Origin of the sequence: Dongia sp. (assembly GCF_041906375.1) — a bacterium.
In the GTDB taxonomy this organism is placed as follows: Bacteria; Pseudomonadota; Alphaproteobacteria; order Dongiales; family Dongiaceae; genus Dongia.
Genome location: NZ_JAYRJJ010000002.1, coordinates 805000 through 820719 on the forward strand (window position 1 = coordinate 805000; position 15720 = coordinate 820719).

The 15720-nt window shown below is 63.2% G+C and carries 17 protein-coding genes and 1 tRNA gene; 5 read left to right on the forward strand and 13 right to left on the reverse strand.

The genetic code is table 11. From position 1 onward, the window contains the following. Positions 1 to 109 precede the first annotated feature (109 nt). Both ACE3OA_RS10630 and ACE3OA_RS10635 read right to left on the reverse strand, forming a co-directional pair. Complete coding sequence (locus tag ACE3OA_RS10630; protein ID WP_374310727.1) at positions 110 to 616, reverse strand: PAS domain-containing protein; 507 nt, start codon at positions 614 to 616, stop codon at positions 110 to 112. 8 nt (positions 617 to 624) lie between these two features. Beyond that, positions 625 to 1164: an ankyrin repeat domain-containing protein gene (locus ACE3OA_RS10635; RefSeq protein ID WP_374310728.1), complete on the reverse strand. Its 540-nt coding sequence runs from the start codon at positions 1162 to 1164 to the stop codon at positions 625 to 627. Between the two features lie 241 nt (positions 1165 to 1405). Between ACE3OA_RS10635 and ACE3OA_RS10640 the strand changes: the two genes are divergently transcribed. Beyond that, entirely contained in the window at positions 1406 to 1891 is a 486-nt protein-coding gene (locus ACE3OA_RS10640) for an Hsp20 family protein (protein WP_374310729.1), read from the forward strand. Between the two features lie 2 nt (positions 1892 to 1893). Continuing rightward, complete coding sequence (locus ACE3OA_RS10645) at positions 1894 to 2157, forward strand: DUF1150 family protein (RefSeq protein ID WP_374310730.1); 264 nt, start codon at positions 1894 to 1896, stop codon at positions 2155 to 2157. 81 nt (positions 2158 to 2238) lie between these two features. Here ACE3OA_RS10645 and ptsN read toward each other — a convergent pair whose 3' ends face one another. The 9 genes from ptsN to ACE3OA_RS10690 form a co-directional block, all read right to left on the reverse strand. Next, positions 2239 to 2706, reverse strand: a complete 468-nt coding sequence (gene ptsN, locus ACE3OA_RS10650; RefSeq protein ID WP_374310731.1) for a PTS IIA-like nitrogen regulatory protein PtsN — start codon at positions 2704 to 2706, stop codon at positions 2239 to 2241. A 63-nt stretch (positions 2707 to 2769) separates the two neighbouring features. Further along, on the reverse strand, positions 2770 to 3366 hold the full coding sequence (hpf, locus tag ACE3OA_RS10655) for a ribosome hibernation-promoting factor, HPF/YfiA family (protein WP_374310732.1): 597 nt from the start codon (positions 3364 to 3366) through the stop codon (positions 2770 to 2772). Positions 3367 to 3733: 367 nt separating this feature from the next. Beyond that, the gene (rpoN, locus tag ACE3OA_RS10660; protein WP_374310733.1) at positions 3734 to 5317 is read right to left on the reverse strand and encodes an RNA polymerase factor sigma-54; all 1584 of its coding nucleotides are present in this window, start codon (positions 5315 to 5317) and stop codon (positions 3734 to 3736) included. A gap of 12 nt (positions 5318 to 5329) precedes the next feature. Then, positions 5330 to 6085 carry an LPS export ABC transporter ATP-binding protein gene (gene lptB, locus ACE3OA_RS10665; protein ID WP_374310906.1) on the reverse strand — a complete coding sequence of 252 codons (756 nt, stop codon included), beginning with the start codon at positions 6083 to 6085 and terminating at the stop codon, positions 5330 to 5332. Positions 6086 to 6189: 104 nt separating this feature from the next. Beyond that, complete coding sequence (locus tag ACE3OA_RS10670; RefSeq protein ID WP_374310734.1) at positions 6190 to 7071, reverse strand: LptA/OstA family protein; 882 nt, start codon at positions 7069 to 7071, stop codon at positions 6190 to 6192. A gap of 11 nt (positions 7072 to 7082) precedes the next feature. Beyond that, positions 7083 to 7763, reverse strand: a complete 681-nt coding sequence (lptC, locus tag ACE3OA_RS10675) for an LPS export ABC transporter periplasmic protein LptC (protein WP_374310735.1) — start codon at positions 7761 to 7763, stop codon at positions 7083 to 7085. Between the two features lie 10 nt (positions 7764 to 7773). Continuing rightward, a complete protein-coding gene (locus ACE3OA_RS10680; protein ID WP_374310736.1) occupies positions 7774 to 8826 on the reverse strand; it encodes an SIS domain-containing protein in 1053 nt (350 codons plus the stop codon). A 201-nt stretch (positions 8827 to 9027) separates the two neighbouring features. Beyond that, positions 9028 to 9651 carry a ribonuclease D gene (locus ACE3OA_RS10685; RefSeq protein WP_374310737.1) on the reverse strand — a complete coding sequence of 208 codons (624 nt, stop codon included), beginning with the start codon at positions 9649 to 9651 and terminating at the stop codon, positions 9028 to 9030. Positions 9652 to 9779: 128 nt separating this feature from the next. Then, a tRNA-Leu gene (locus ACE3OA_RS10690) sits at positions 9780 to 9864 on the reverse strand. A 223-nt stretch (positions 9865 to 10087) separates the two neighbouring features. Here ACE3OA_RS10690 and ACE3OA_RS10695 point away from each other — a divergent pair. Together ACE3OA_RS10695 and ACE3OA_RS10700 are read left to right on the forward strand one after the other, a co-directional pair. Then, positions 10088 to 11029 (forward strand): complex I NDUFA9 subunit family protein, encoded by a 942-nt coding sequence (locus ACE3OA_RS10695; protein ID WP_374310738.1) that lies wholly within the window; start codon positions 10088 to 10090, stop codon positions 11027 to 11029. A gap of 17 nt (positions 11030 to 11046) precedes the next feature. Beyond that, the gene (locus ACE3OA_RS10700) at positions 11047 to 11781 is read left to right on the forward strand and encodes a type 1 glutamine amidotransferase (RefSeq protein ID WP_374310739.1); all 735 of its coding nucleotides are present in this window, start codon (positions 11047 to 11049) and stop codon (positions 11779 to 11781) included. 109 nt (positions 11782 to 11890) lie between these two features. On the opposite strand, the gene ACE3OA_RS10705 is transcribed toward ACE3OA_RS10700, so the two are convergent. Together ACE3OA_RS10705 and ACE3OA_RS10710 are read right to left on the reverse strand one after the other, a co-directional pair. Next, positions 11891 to 13147 (reverse strand): glycosyltransferase family 87 protein, encoded by a 1257-nt coding sequence (locus ACE3OA_RS10705; protein WP_374310740.1) that lies wholly within the window; start codon positions 13145 to 13147, stop codon positions 11891 to 11893. Continuing rightward, a complete protein-coding gene (locus tag ACE3OA_RS10710) occupies positions 13138 to 13956 on the reverse strand; it encodes an undecaprenyl-diphosphate phosphatase (protein WP_374310741.1) in 819 nt (272 codons plus the stop codon). Before ACE3OA_RS10710 ends, ACE3OA_RS10705 begins: the two co-directional genes overlap by 10 nt. 317 nt (positions 13957 to 14273) lie before the next feature. On the opposite strand from ACE3OA_RS10710, the gene ACE3OA_RS10715 reads away from it, so the two are divergent. Continuing rightward, positions 14274 to 15716, forward strand: coding sequence for an NAD(P)-dependent oxidoreductase (locus ACE3OA_RS10715; RefSeq protein WP_374310742.1), 1443 nt, complete (start codon positions 14274 to 14276; stop codon positions 15714 to 15716). Positions 15717 to 15720: the final 4 nt, after the last annotated feature.

Consider the following 15720-nt stretch of genomic DNA (forward strand, 5'->3'; position numbering starts at 1 on the left):
AAGGTCAACAGATCGATTTGTGTGTGAGTCTAGGCCTAATTTCTTGAGTCGCGGCGATTCTAGGCCTCAGTTCCTTGAATTGATCCGTTTCACCTCAAACACAGTTCCGTCAGGCCAGATCAGCGCGGGTCAGATCGCCATAATCCTCGGCGGCAAGGCAGCGGTCGACGACGCCGTCGGCGGGACGCACCAGCGGCCAGATGCCGGTGAACAGGCGCCGAGGCGCGCCGCTGGTGGTGATGATGTTGACCTCGCCGAAGAGCGGGGCGCGGCTGGCGATCACGCGCTCGAACGCCTCGCGCGCATTGGCCTGGCCTGTGGGCGAACTCCATGGCACCTGGCCCAGGTAGTGGCCGGTAATTTCGCCGCGGAATTCGACGATCAATGTTCCGGCCAGGCGATAATAAATGTGCAAGGGATCGTGTTCGATACCGGCGACGATGAGGTTGGGCAGCAGCGTCGGAATTTCCGTCGGATCGATGTCGGACCAGCTTGGCAGCGCCTCGCCGCGGCGCTTGCTCTGCCAATAGGCATCGACCCCGCGGATGACGGCCGAGGCGATGCGACTTACATCCGTTTCGCGTCGCAGGACCTGATGCTGGGTCTGCCCGCTCATCGGCCGGCCTATGGCACGAGGAGTAGCGCTGCGTCGCGATGCCCCTTGAATTCGGCAATCTGCTGCGGAATGCCACCGCGATACATCTTGGCCCGCTTGTTGGCGCCGTGCTTCAGCAGCACTTTGATGGCGTCGATGGAGCCGGCTTCGGCCGCATGGTGCAGCGGCGTGAAGCGGGTGCGGTTCTGCGATTCGATATTGGCACCGGCCGCGAGCAGTGCTTCGATCACGTCCGGCTTGTTATTGAGCGCCGCATAATTGAGCGCCCGCCGGCCATTCTTGTTTTCGGAAAAATCGATGCCTTCGATATCGGCGCCGGCGGCCAAGGCCGCCTTTACCCCCGCGACGTCGCCATCCTGTGCCGCCTGCCACAGATCCTTGGTGGCGGCGCTGGCGGGCTGATCGGGGATTTCCAGGCGCCCCAAGCCGCTATCGGCACCGCCGCCGCCCGGACCGGCACAGGCGGCCAGGAGCGGTGCTGCAAACGTCAGGATGCCGAGACCGCCAAGATGGCTCAACAATTGGCGGCGCGTTTCTTTCACGATCATGTAATTCCCCCAAATTCCCTGTCCCCTGAATACTTTAGCGTGCAACGAGAACAGCGCAAGGGGTTGCGTCACCAGCCTGACTTGATTTCTTAACCTAGATTACTATTTCTCTATGCAAGGTGCCCAAGGGATTGCAACGTCATCACGGGTTCGACGTTGGAGAGGATGGGACCGAATGCCGGTGCGCCGCCTGCGGGCGCCGGAAGGAATTCAAAGCGTCGCTCGCTCGAAAGGAGGAGCCATGTCGCGCCTGTCACTCTTCAACAGCCCGCTGCTGCTGGGCTTTGACCAATTCGAGCGCACGCTCGACCGGGTCGCCAAGGCCGGAGCCGAGGGCTATCCACCCTATAATATCGAGCAGATCAACGAGCATCGCCTGCGCATCACGCTCGCCGTGGCCGGTTTCAGCCTCGACGATCTCGATATCCAGCTTGAAGACAACCAGCTTACCGTGCGCGGCAAGCAGAAGGACGATCCCGCCCGCGTCTTTGTCTATCGCGGCATCGCCGCGCGCCAGTTCCAGCGCAGCTTCGTGCTGGCCGAAGGCATCGAAGTGGCAGGCGCCACCTTGGACAACGGTCTGCTGTCGATCGACCTCGACCGGCCCAAGGTCGAAACCCAGATTCGCACCGTGCCGATCCGCAAAGCTGGGTCCGAGCACAGTGAAGGTCGCGTCGCCATCGACAAGAACGCCGACACCGCACGCACCGCAAGACAGGAGCAATAATCATGGCCAAGAGCAACACGACGGGCAACACGACGGGCAAGACCGCGGCCAAGACCGAGCATACTGACGTGCACGCCATCACACGCCAGCAATTGCTGGCCCTCGGCCTCAACGACGTTGCCTATGTGCGCGACGTGGAAGTCGACGGCGCCACCGCCTTCGGCATCTTCGCCGCCAATGGTCAGCAACTGGCCGTGATGCCCGACCGCGAGGCGGCCGTGGCGGCGGCCTGGGAGAATGGTTTGGCGCCCGTCACCATTCACTGATCCGATTTTCGGCGCTGTCCTGAAATGCCAACGCCCCGCGTAGAGCGGGGCGTTGTTGTTTTCTGCGTCGCGTTGCGGGCGTTACGCCGCGTGCGAATGCGCCCCGTCGGTGAGCAGGGCATAGATCGCGTCTGCTTCCGTGGTGCCGCGCAGCTTTTCGCAGATGGTGCGGTCGCGCAGGAGGCGGGAGACTCGGGCCAAGGCCTTCAGATGATCGGCACCAGCGCCTTCGGGCGCCAGCAGCAGGAAGATGAGATCGACCGGCTGTTCGTCGATGGCGTCGAAATCGATCGGCGTTTCCAGCCGGCCGAACAGACCGAACATCTTCTTGGCGTCAGGCAGCTTGCCGTGCGGAATGGCGATGCCGTTGCCGACACCCGTGGTGCCGAGACGCTCGCGCTCCAGCAGCACGTCGAAAATGGCGCGTTCATGCAGGCCGGAAAGTTCGGCCGCGCGCCGCGCCATATCCTGCAGGGCCTGCTTCTTGTTGCCGGCTTTCAGCCGCGCCAGAACATGAGCCGGGCTTGCAAGGAGGTCTTCGATTTCCATTTGTCTTGCCTCGTGCGGCGCCACCGGCCTTGACCCGGCCGATGGCGCCCTAAAGAAACGCGCCTATTGGCGCGTGGCAACTTCGAGACCGGGATCGACCCAGCCGATATTGCCGTCATTGCGTCGATAGACCATGTTCAACCCGCCATGGGCGCGGTTGTGGAACATCATGGCCTGCTGATTGGCGAGGTCGAGGCGCATGACCGCTTCACCGACCGTGAGAGTCGGGATGTTGGTCTGCATTTCCGCCACCACCACCGGATGATGCGCGTCGCCCGAGCCGTTCACATGTTCCGGCTCTTCGGCCTCTTCCGGCTCCTGGGCAAGCACGTAATATTGGGAACGACGATCCACCGTCTCGGCGCGATGATGATCGCGCAGGCGCCGCTTGTAGCGTCGCAGGCGCTTGGCCAGCGTCTCGGCCGCCGTGTCGTAGGCGGCGTTGGCCGTTTCGGCGGCGCCTTCCGACTGCAGCATGATACCGCGTCCGACGTGGACGGAGATCTGCGCAGTAAAGAGATGCGCCTCGCGCGACATCGTGACCGCGGCTTCGATCGGATTCGAGAAATACTTCCCGAAGATATGATCGAGGCTGTCCGCCGCGCGCGTCTTCAGCGCGTCGCCGACATCGATGTTCTTACCTTTGACGGTCAGGTTCATGGGCGTGTTCCTGCAAACATGGCGCGATGGTCGGTCGTATCCGGGACCATCGAACTCATCGATACTTCAGTTGGTCATTTCAGCGATTGCCGGAATCAGCGGATCGCAATGCCAACCAATGGAGATCCACAACCCTTGGGAATCCCTCTAGAAGCATCACGCCGCCGGTCTCCATGGAGGACCGGCGGCGCGGCCGGGACCATAGCGACCTTCCTGGCGATGTCAACGTCTAGAGCGGGGGGTCGAGGACCGGTCTTCAGGGCCTCATCCTTCCGGCGTTAACACCTCCTATACTCTGGTGGGCGTTAAGGAATTGCTGCGATCTGGAACGACCGCCGATCCCCTCACGAAGATGATGTGGCCCCTCTCAGGCCGAACGCAAGGCTTTCTCGCGGCGGCGCTGCACCGATGATGAAATTCTTAATGATTCCCGATACTTGGCGACAGTCCGGCGCGCGATATCGACACCCTGCCCCTGCAGGATCGTGACCAGTCGGTCATCCGACAGAATGTCGCTGGCCCCTTCGGCATCAATCAATTCCTTGATGCGCTGCCGCACGGCTTCGGCCGAATGGGCGGCCCGGCCGTCGGCGCCCTGGATGGCGGCGGTGAAGAAATAGCGCAGCTCGAACACACCGCGCTGTGTCGCCATGAATTTATTGGTGGTGACGCGGCTCACCGTGCTTTCGTGCATGCCGATCGCATCGGCAATGTCGCGGCGAATGAGCGGCTTCAGATGCTGCACGCCGTGCAGAAAGAACGCTTCCTGCTGGCGCACGATTTCAGTCGCCACCTTGAGGATCGTGGTGGCGCGCTGATGCAGGGTCTTCACCAGCCAGTTCGCCGTGGCGAGACGTTCGTTGAGATAGTCCTTCTCCGCCTTGCTCTGGGCCTTAGGCAGGATGCGCGCGTGATATTGCTGGTTGACCAGCAGGCGCGGCAATTGTTCGGAGTTGAGTTCGATCGACCAGGAACCGTCCTGGCGACGCCAGACCATGATGTCGGGCACCACCGCCTGCACGTCGGCCTGTTCGAAACTGGCGCCTGGCTTTGGGTTCAAGGCGCGGATCTCGGCCACCATGTCGGCCAGGTCCTCGGCATCGATGCCGCACAGCTTCATCAACTGATGACGGTCATGCTTGGCCAGGAGTTCGAGATTGTCGAGCAGCGCCTGCATCGCCGGATCGAGGCGGTTGCGCTCCTTCAACTGCAATGCGAGACATTCGGACAGGGACCGCGCAAAGACGCCGCAAGGATCGAATTGCTGCAGCCGGGCAAGAACGGATTCAACCTGCGCCAGCGAACAGCCGAGCCGTTCGGCCAAGGACGGCAGGTCGCCCACCAGATAGCCGGCCTCGTCGAGCATGTCGATCAACTGCAGGCCGATGAGGCGGTCGGTCGGGTCCTGAATGTCCAGATAGAGCTGGCGTTCGAGATGCTCGCGCAGCGTCTCCGGCTTGCTCAGCGTCTGCTCGAGGCCGAATTCCGAATCGGAGAAATCGTTGCGTCCGGTCCCGGAGCTGCTGCCCGACCAGTTTTCGGCAAAGCCCGTCTCTGGGGTGCCGCTACCTTCGCCGCTGCCGCGTTCCGCCGCGCGGTCCTCGGCGGTGTTGTAGAGATTGTCGTAATCGGTATCGAGCGGCGACTGGCGGTCGTCGCCCATGGATTCGCTTTGCACATATTCGCTGCTGTCCATGACCCGGTCGGGGGCCGGCGCATCGACTGGCTCGCTGGTCATGGCTTCCTGGGTCGCCAGGCGTCCGCCTTCCTCGCCCAGAACCGCGCGCTCGTCTTCGCCGCGCTCGAGCAGGGGATTCTGCTCCAGCTCCTGCTCGACATAGGCCGCCAGCTCCTGGTTGGAAAGCTCAAGCAGCTTGATCGCCTGCTGGAGCTGCGGCGTCATCACCAGGCTCTGGGCCTGGCGTAAGTCCATGCGCTGCGTTATCGCCATAGCTTAAACGTACTACAGCGAGAATCTTTCTCCAAGGTAAACGCGGCGGACATCCTCGTCGGAAACGATGTCGGCGGGGCTGCCTTCGCGCAGCACTTCGCCTTCGTGCAGGATATAGGCGCGATCGACGATTTCCAGCGTATCGCGGACATTGTGGTCGGTAATGAGGACGCCGATCCCGCGATCCTTGAGGTGCGAGATGATGTCGCGGATGTCGTTGACCGCAATCGGATCGATCCCGGCCAGGGGTTCGTCGAGCAGGATATAGCTGGGGCGGGTCGCCAGCGCCCGAGCGATTTCCACCCGCCGCCGCTCGCCGCCGGAAAGCGCCATGGCCGGCACCTTGCGCAGGTGTGCAATCGAGAAGTCACCCAGCAACTGGTCCAGCCGTTTCACGCGCGAGGCGGCGTCGCTGTCGACCACCTCCAGCACGGCCATGATATTGTCTTCGACCGACATGCCGCGGAAGATCGAGGCTTCCTGCGGCAGATAGCCGATGCCGCTGCGCGCCCGTTCGAACATTGGCTGATCGGTCACTTCCTGGCCATCAAGGTAGATGGCGCCGGCGTCGGCCTTGATGAGGCCGGTAATGATATAGAAGCAGGTCGTCTTGCCGGCGCCGTTGGGCCCCAGCAGGCCCACCGCCTCGCCACGCTGGACGCCGATCGAGACGTCGCGCAGCACCGGCTTCTTTTTGTAGCGCTTGCCCAGATGATAGGCGCAGAGCCCCTCGACCACCGTCGGGTCGATCGCCGCGCCGTTGACCATGTAGGAAGGATGGCCGTTGACGGCGCCCTCCGGCGACGACGCTGGTTCACGGGCCACTGTCGGCGACGGCGATTCTTCCCGATCCGTATTTTCTCCGCCGACGGTCATTGGGCTGTATTGCTCGATTTCGGTTTGATGAAGGTATGCACGCGGTTGGAGGCGCCGCCCCCAAGGATGCGGCTGATCTTGCGCTTGTTGTCGATCTCGGCACGCTCGCCCGTATACTCATTGCCGCCGTCGATGATGCGGACACTGCCGGTCATCAGCGCAATATCGGTATCCGGATTGTAGGCGAAGTGCTTCGAATAGATGGTCTGGCCGTTATTGAGCACCTTCACCTTGCCGTCGGCCTCGATCTGGCTGAGCTTGCTGTTGCCTTCCGCATCGTCGGCAAAATAGAGGGTCGCCGTATTGCCGTTGATGCGCGTGTCGTCGCGCACCACGGTGGCATTGCCGATGGCGGTAATGGCGTTGCGGCCGGTCCAGTATTCGATGCGGTCGCGCGCCGTCACGGTGTCGCTGTCGCTGACGATCTTCAGATTGGAACCGGTCAGCAGCAGCAGCTTTTCGGTGGCGTTGTATTCGCCCTTGTCGCCATAGCCCACCGAACTGCCGGAGGTTACTTTGACATTGCCGGTCGCCACGATGCGGTCGAATGAGCCTTCATCACCGCTAGTATAGAAGACCAGCGTATCGGCGGCGATGGAGGAATTTCCCTGCTTGGCGACGGCGTTGCCGCGGGCGGTATAGGTCTTTTCCTTGCTGCGCCATTCGATGCCCTGATCGGCACCCAGTTCGAAGGGCTGCGTATCATCGCCGAAATCCATGCCGCCGCCCGTCGCTGGGGCCGTGACCGGCGCTGCGGCGGCAGCATCCTGCGTCGCCTCATCCTGTGCCAGGGCCGGTGCGGCAAAAGCCAGCGGCAGCAGCATCGCAGCACCCAGCAGCCAAGCTTTCTTGCACCGCGCGCGACGCGCTTCGGTCATGGCAAGCCCCCTCATTCGCCGCTTCCCTTCTCTTTGGGCAGTATCTTGAGATTCGACCGGCCCTTGAACAGCACGGTGGCACCGTCATCGATCATCTCGAAGCCTTCCGCCGACAATTCGCGCCGTTCGTCGCGGCCTGTCACGGGCACTGAACCGGAGGCGGTATTGGTCTTGAGATCCATCGCTGCCCGTTCGGTCGAAAAGGTCAGTCCATTGTCGTGATAGACGGTGACTGCGCCGTCAAGGTCGACCTTGTCGAGCTTGCGGTCATAGCGGCCATGTTCGGCCGTGACGGCGATCCAGGTCTGCTCTGAAAGTTCGATTTCGGCCTGCGGCTCTTCGAGGTCGATGATGTCCTTGTTGTCCTTCGTCTCGGTGGCGCTGATCGCCGTCACCGAGAAGGGGCGATCAGATTTGCTTTTGCCTTCAAAAGCGATCCCGCTCACCTTCATGCCGGCATCGAGCTTGGGCATGTCCTCAACCACGGGGATGCTCACCACCGTGTCGCTCTGATGCTTGTAATTGAGGTAGGTCAGCAAACCGATGATGCCGATCGCCACCAGGGGCAGCCCGTATTTGAGCCAGGCGAGGCGGCTGCGGCGGCGATTGAAGATGGCGCGGGGATCAGAGACCGCTGGACCGACCAGGCTCTTCGGCGCTCTCAGTTTGTCGATGAAGTCGCGCATTGCCATGGCGTCTACCTCAAGCCACGCCGGCGCGCAGGCAATCGTGCAGCCGGATGATGCCCACCGGCTTCGTGCCGTCGACCACGAACAGCGTCGTGATGGAGCGTTCGTTCATGATCAGCACCGCTTCGGCAGCGAGCGCCTGTGCGGTGATGGTGAGGGGCCGCGCCGTCATGACGGCTGCCACATCCTGTTTCAGCAGCGCATCGCCCATGTGCCGGCGCAAATCGCCATCGGTGATGATGCCGACCAGGTCGCCCTCGGCATCGACGGCACCGACACAGCCGAAGGTCTTGCTGGTCATTTCGATGAGCGCCTGGCCCATCGGCGCGGAAGCAGCGATGAGCGGCACTTCGCTGGCCGCGGCCCTGTGCATGAGGTCGCCGACGCGGAGCAGCTTCTGCCCGAGCTTGCCGCCGGGATGCAGCTGGTGGAAATCCTCGGCCGAGAAGCCCTTGCGCTCCAGCAGGCCCAGGGCCAGCGCATCGCCCAGCGCCAGCATCATCGTGGTCGAGGAGGTGGGCGCGAGACCCAGGGCACCGGCTTCGCCGGTCGGCGGCAAGGCCAGCGTCACGTCGGCGGCATTGCCGAGGGTCGACTTGCCGCGGCTGGTCATGGCAATGAGCGGAATGCGCCAGCGCCGCGAATAGGTGATGAGGTCGGCCAGTTCCACCGTCTCGCCGGAATTGGACAGCGCCAGCACCGCATCGGCCGAGGTCACCATGCCCATGTCGCCATGGCTGGCTTCCGCCGGGTGAACGAATTGCGCGGGCGTCCCGGTCGAGGCCATGGTCGCGGCGATCTTGCGCGCCACATGGCCGGATTTGCCCATGCCGGTGACGATGACCCGGCCAGTGACGGCATGAAGGATGTCGAGGGCGCGGCCGACCAGCTGGCGTCCATCGCCGGAGTCGAAGGTCGCAAAGAGATCGCGGAGTGCTTCGCTTTCCTGACGGAGCACGGTCAGAGCTGCGCCGAGCCCGGCTGCGGCGTGATCCGCCTGCGGCGCTGGGCCGGGATTCCGGGGCGAGGTCGTTTCCCCGGCTTTCGTGGCGCTCGCTTGGCTCATTCTAGGGCACCCAAGCCATTCTCAAATGGTCAGAATCAGGAAGTTTGGATTGATGAATTTCTCTGTCGGGTCATCAAACTAGCGCCAAATGAGGGGCGAATCCACCAAGAGCGCAAGTGCCGCCCTAACTAGGGTGGGCACCAGGCCCTGTCAAGGAAAAGCCCCCAATTCCGACAAGGGGTTAGAGGGCTTATGACGGCTTCAATGCGCGAAGATGTCGGGGTCGTCGTAGCCCAGCAGGTCGACCTTGGCGCGGGTCGGCAGGAAGTCGAAACAGGCGCGCGCCAGATCGAGGCGTCCTTCGCGCGCCAGCAAATCGTCGAACTTCTCTTTGAGGCGGTGGAGATGGAGGACGTCGGAAGCGGCGTATTTCAGCTGCTCCTCGGTCAATTGCGGGGCGCCCCAATCCGAGCTTTGCTGCTGCTTGGAGATCTCGACGCCGAGCAATTCCTTGCACAGATCCTTGAGCCCATGGCGGTCGGTGAAGGTCCTGGTCATCTTGGCGGCGATCTTGGTGCAATAGACCGGCTTGCAGTCGATGCCGAGATAATGCCACAGCACGCCGAGGTCGAAGCGGGCGAAATGGAACAGCTTGAGGACCGCCGGATCCTCCATCAGCGCCTGCAGGCGCGGGGCGCGATGGGGCTTGTCGGGACGGCAGAGGGGGATCTGGACAAGGTGGCAGATGCCGTTGCCGGAGGACAATTGCACCAGGCACAGCCGGTCGCGATGGGGATTGAGACCCATGGTTTCGGTGTCGATGGCCACGGAGGCACCGAAATCGAGGCCTTCCGGTAGATCGCCCTGGTGCAGATGAATGCTCATGTCGCCTCCCGCCAGCGCTGCTGAATGCGAACGCAACTTCATGCCGAAGCTTCGGCGACTCAAGCCGATGCTGCGCGGGGCCTGTGCTCCGATAAGGGAGGATGAGCCCCCAACATGAAGCTGGAGTTTGGTGCCCAGGAGAAGACTCGAACTTCCACGGGTTGCCCCACAGGTACCTGAAACCTGCGCGTCTACCAATTCCGCCACCTGGGCAGGGGGCCGAAAGCCCGCGCATTCTCGTCAGGGGCGGTCGAAAGTCAACCCCGATCTGACCCTTTGCGTGGAGTTTTTTGCAATAGACTCAAAGGGGCTGGATATCCTCGATTTCATTGCCAAATTGCCGTCTCTGTCCCTATTTTAGGGATATTGCCGAACGGGCGGTGGCTGGACCCGGATCCGTTTGGCGTATGGCTCGGCAGTAAATGGGGATGATCAGATGGCGCGCGGCTTGGTGACCGTATTCGGCGGCTCGGGCTTCATTGGCCGTTATGTCGTGCAGCGCCTGGCGCGCGCCGGCTGGCAGGTGCGGGTGGCGGTGCGGCGCCCCAACGAAGCCCTGTTCCTCAAGACCAGCGGCGATGTGGGCCAGGTGACACCGGTTGCCGCCAATATCCGCGACGACCGTTCGGTGGCCGCGGCCGTTGCCGGGGCCGATGCCGTGATCAATCTGGTCGGCATCCTCTATGCTTCCGGCAAACAGAGCTTCGACGCCGTCCAGGCCAAGGGGGCGGCGCGCATCGCTGCCGTCGCCAAGGCTGCCGGCGCCAAGCGCTTCATCCAGATCTCGGCGATTGGGGCCGACCCGGCTTCCGATTCTGCCTATGCGCGGTCGAAGGCCGAGGGCGAGCAGGCGGTGAAGCTCGCCTTCGCCAACGCCACGATCCTGCGCCCCTCGATCGTGTTCGGGCCGGAGGATGATTTCTTCAACCGTTTTGCCCGCATGGCGATGATGTCGCCGGCCCTGCCCTTGATCGGCGGCGGCCACACCAGGTTCCAGCCGGTCTATGTTGCCGATGTCGCCGACGCCGTTGCGCGCGCGCTGGAGGATGACGGCACGATGGGCAAGACCTACGAATTGGGCGGCCCGCGCAGCTACACCTTCCGCGCCCTCATGGACATGCTGCTCAAGGAGATCGGTCGCTGTCGCCTGCTGGTGCCGCTGCCGTTTGCGCTGGCCACGCTGAAGGCCTCCTTCCTGCAATTGCTGCCCATCAAATTGCTGACCGTCGACCAGGTGCGGCTGCTCAAGCGCGACAACGTCGTGGGTGCGAATGCGCTGGGCTTCAAGGATTTGGGCCTCACCCCCACGGCGCTCGAAGCCATCCTGCCCAGCTATCTCGATCAATACCGCCCGCTCGGCTATTACAACCGGGCCTGAACCGGAGGGAGGCCCACATGCGATTTCTGGTTTTTCAGCACATCGCCTGCGAACATCCCGGCATCTTCCGCGACTTCCTGAAGGCCGACGGCATCACCTATGACGCCGTCGAGCTCGACGAAGGCGAGGCCATCCCGTCGCTTGAGCGCTATGACGCGCTCTGGGTCATGGGCGGACCGATGGATGTGTGGGAGGAAGACCTGCATCCCTGGCTGATGGCCGAAAAAGCCGCCATTCGCGAAGCCGTCCTGGAACGCGGCATGCCCTATATGGGCCTGTGTCTGGGCCATCAATTGCTCGGCGCTGCCTTGGGCGGCAAGGTCGGTAAGATGAAGTCGGCCGAGGTCGGCATTCTGGATGTCGAGCTCACGGCGGAGGGCCGCGCCGATCCGATTTTCGCCGGCATGGCGCAAAGCCAGAAGGCGCTACAATGGCACGGTGCCGAAGTGCAGCTGGCACCGCCGGGCGCGGTCATCCTCGCCGCCTCGCCACTCTGCCCGAACCAGGCGATGCGCGTGGGGCGTCACGCCTATGGCCTGCAATATCACGTCGAACTCACCAGCCGCACGGTGCCGGAATGGGGCGACGTGCCGGCCTATGCCTGCTCACTAGACGAAACCTTGGGCAGCGGCGCCCTGCCGCGCCTGCGCGATGAGGCAGCGGGGTTGATGCCGGAATTCAACCGGTCAGCCAGGCAGCTCTACGACAATTTCCTGAATCTCATCCGCAGCCGGGCGAAAGCGGCGCAATAGAAATCGGGCATCGCTGCCGGCTCTTGGGGAACCGGCGGCGACACCCGAGGCAGCCGCCCTGGCACAGGGGACGGCCGGCCGGAATCGGCTGCCGGATATTCCGTCGCGCCTAGGGCGCTTTCGGTTCAAAACGATTTGCGGTGCGGAACAGCAACAGCACCAGCAAAGTCAGCAGCACCGGGGCCACGATGATCTGCACCTGGTGCAGCGGGATCATCAGCCAGGGCAGCAGCCAGGCGAGGATCAGCAGCAGGCGTCGCCAGTGGTTATCGAGGTTGAGGAGCGCCGGGTCGCGCCACGCCCACAGCACCACCGGCGCCGTCAGCACCAGGTCGTAATTGTGGATGTAAGGCGTGACGAGCACGCTGCCCAGCAGCAGCAAGGCAAGTTCCGGCCGTGAGGCGACGGCATTCGCGCCGCGATTGCGCCAGGCGAGACGCAGCCAAAGGGCGGCGATGACGACCGAGATGATCGACTGGATGAGAAATGCCGCCTGCGTCGGCACGTCAAGCAGCTGAAGAGAGCTGGCCCAATTGGGCCGCATCAACCTCGCGGCCGGCAATTCGCCCGACAGCATCACCTCGCGCATCGCCGGCGTGGTGACGTTGATGAAGCCTTCCCAGGCCGGCCAGCCGACGGTGGCGATGCTGATCGCTATCAGCAGCAAGGTCGCCAGGATGGCAAAACCGATCGCCCTGAAGCGCCGTTGCAGCAGCCAGGCGATCGGCAGCAGCATGCCGTATTGCGGCTTCACCGTGAGGAGTGCGGCGGCGATGCCGGCCAGGAAGGGGCGGCGCGCGGCATAACCCAGCGCCAGCATCAAGCAGCCTGCGGCCAGCGCCCCGGTCTGGCCGACAACGATGTTCATGGCGATCGCCGGCGAGGTGGCGAGGAGCAGGAGATCAACGCCCCTAAAACCCAGCGACCGCGCGCCCCAGAGGAAGAGCAGCAGCGTGAGCGCGCACCAGAGCGCGTAGCCGGCAACATAGGGAACCGCTCCCAAAGGCGCGATGAGGGGCAGCAGATGCGGTGGATAGGACCAAATATGGCCGGGCAAATCGGCCCCGAAGAATCCCTGCAGCAGCTTGTTATACGCGCCGAAGTCGAACAACGCACCGACATCGCCGGCCAGGGTCAGTCTTGCGCCGAGCCAGGTGTTGACGAAATCGAGGCCGATGACATGGTCGCGGAAACCGAGATCGCCCGTGATGATGGCTTTGAGCCATTGTGTCAGCAGCGCCAGAACGACCAGGAAATTGGCAAAGACCAGCGGCCCCATGCTGCGCCACGCATTACTGCGCCGCACATTGCTGCGCCACGCGTCGCCGCGCCACGCATTCGAGAGGGGCGCCTCCCTCAGGGACATGCGCTCTGCCAGCCGCCATAGATCGACCACAGCAGCACGAGCCCCAGGATGATGCGATAGGCAACGAAAGGCGCGAAGCTGGCGCGGCGCAGCCAGTACATCATGAAGGCGATGGCAAGGAAGCCGGTGACGGCGGAGAAGCCCGCCATCATCGCGGCCCGCTCCATTTCGGCAAAATTGCCGGAGCTGACCAGCTGATAGCCTTTGTAGAGACCGGCCGCGGCGATGGTCGGGATCGAAAGCAGGAAGGAGAAGCGCGCCGCCTCCTTGCGCTCATATCCTAGGAGCCGCGCCATGGTCATGGTGATGCCGGAGCGGCTGGTGCCGGGAATAAAAGCGAGGCACTGGAAGAAGCCGATGGCCAAGGCCGAGCCGGCCGTCATGTGTTCGATGCGGCGCACGGTGAGGCCCAGACGGTCGGCAAGATAAAGAAGGATGCCGAAGCCGATGAGCGTTGCCGCGATGATGCGCTCGTCGCGCAGGGCATCGCCCGCCCAGCGGTCGAGCACGAAGCCGACCGCCAGTGCCGGGACCGAGGCCACCAGCAGCAGCCAGACCATGCGGGCGCGGTTATCGCGCTTGCCGCGGGCCAGCTTGACGAGGCCGCCGCCCATATTGGCCACGTCACGCCAGAAATAGACGAGAACCGCGACCAGGGTCCCGATATGGGCCGCGACATCCAGGGTCAGGCCCTGATCCGGCCAGCAGAACAGCTTCGGCACCAGGATGAGGTGGCCGGAAGAGGAGACGGGCAGAAACTCGGTAATGCCCTGAACCACCGCCAGGACCAGAATGTCGATATTGGGCACGCTGCGGCCATCCCCATGGCAAGCAGCCGAAGAAGCTGCCGCCGTTCCAAGAGACTCAAGTGAATCAGTGCCTTGGCTTATAGCACGTGACCGGAATCCTGCCGATTGGATATTTGGTACCGTTTCGGTCCTATTTTTTGGGTTTTTCCATCGCGCCGCAAGTGCGTACCGCGTCTTTTGACCTTACGGACAGAAAATAAGACAGCTTAATTGTCCTAAAGACGCATTTCGTCATTGCTCTGACAAATCACTTTGCTAATGTGTCCCGCCCGGACCTGCCGGGCGCAAGAAAGCGGTCGAGCCAAAGCGAGGAAGCCATGGCGGAGAAGTTGCTGAAATTCGTGTCCGTCAGCCGGGCCATGCCGGATAAGCGCCAGGCCGCCGAGCGCCGGGCCGATTTCGGCGAGATCTATGCCGATTTCGCTGCCCGGATCGCGCAGACCCAGGCCAGCCGCTGCTCGCAATGCGGGGTCCCCTTCTGCCAAGTGCATTGCCCGCTCAGCAATAACATCCCCGACTGGCTGAAACTGACCGCCGAGGGGCGCCTTGAGGAGGCTTATGAGATCTCCTCGGCCACCAACACTTTCCCCGAGATCTGCGGCCGCATCTGCCCGCAGGATCGCTTGTGCGAAGGCAATTGCGTGATCGAGCAATCCGGCCACGGCACGGTGACCATCGGCGCCATCGAGCGGCACGTGACCGACACCGCCTTCGAAATGGGCTGGGTGCAGCCGGTGAAGCCCATTCACGAACTGGCGCAGAGCGTCGGCATCATCGGCGCCGGCCCGGCGGGACTTGCCGCCGGCGAGGCTTTGCGCCGCAAGGGCTATCAGGTCACCATCTATGACCGCTATGACCGCGTCGGCGGCCTGCTCATCTACGGCATTCCCAATTTCAAGCTCGACAAGCAGGTGGTGGCGCGGCGTGAGAAGCTGCTGCGCGAAAGCGGCATCACCTTCAAGCTGAACGTCGAGATCGGCCGTGACATTTCCCTGGACGATCTGAGGCAGCGCCATGACGCGGTGCTGATCGCGACCGGCGTCTACAAGGCGCGCGACCTGGCCGCTCCCGGTTCGGGCGCCAAAGGGATTGTGCCGGCACTGCAATACTTGACCGCCGCCAATCGCGATGGCCTCGGCGACCAGGTGGCCGAGATTGCCAGCGGTGAACTCAACGCCAAGGATAAAGACATCGTCGTCATCGGCGGGGGCGACACGGCGATGGATTGCGTGCGCACGGCCATCCGCCAAGGCGCCAGATCGGTGAAATGCCTCTATCGCCGCGACCGCGCCAATATGCCGGGTTCCCAGCGCGAAGTGACCAATGCCGAGGAAGAAGGCGTCGAGTTCATCTGGCAATCGGCACCGGCGGCCTTCCTCGACGACGACATGGGCAAGGTCAAGGCCGTCCGCGCCGAGCGCATCCATCTCGGCATGCCGGACGCAACCGGCCGCCAGACACCTCGCCTTATCGAGGGATCGGCCTTCGACCTGCCTGCCGATCTCGTCATCAAGGCCCTGGGCTTCGAACCGGAAGATTTGCCGCAGCGCCTCAAGGCGCCAGCCTTGTCCATCACCAAGGCCAGCACGGTGCGCGTCAACTGGCGCAATCTCACCACCACCATTCCCGGCGTGTTCGCCGCCGGCGACATCGTGCGCGGTGCGTCCTTGGTCGTCTGGGCGATTCGCGACGGCCGCGATGCGGCCACCGGAATCGACGCATACCTGCAGGAAACCTCGCGCAAAGCCGCGGCGGAATAAGGAG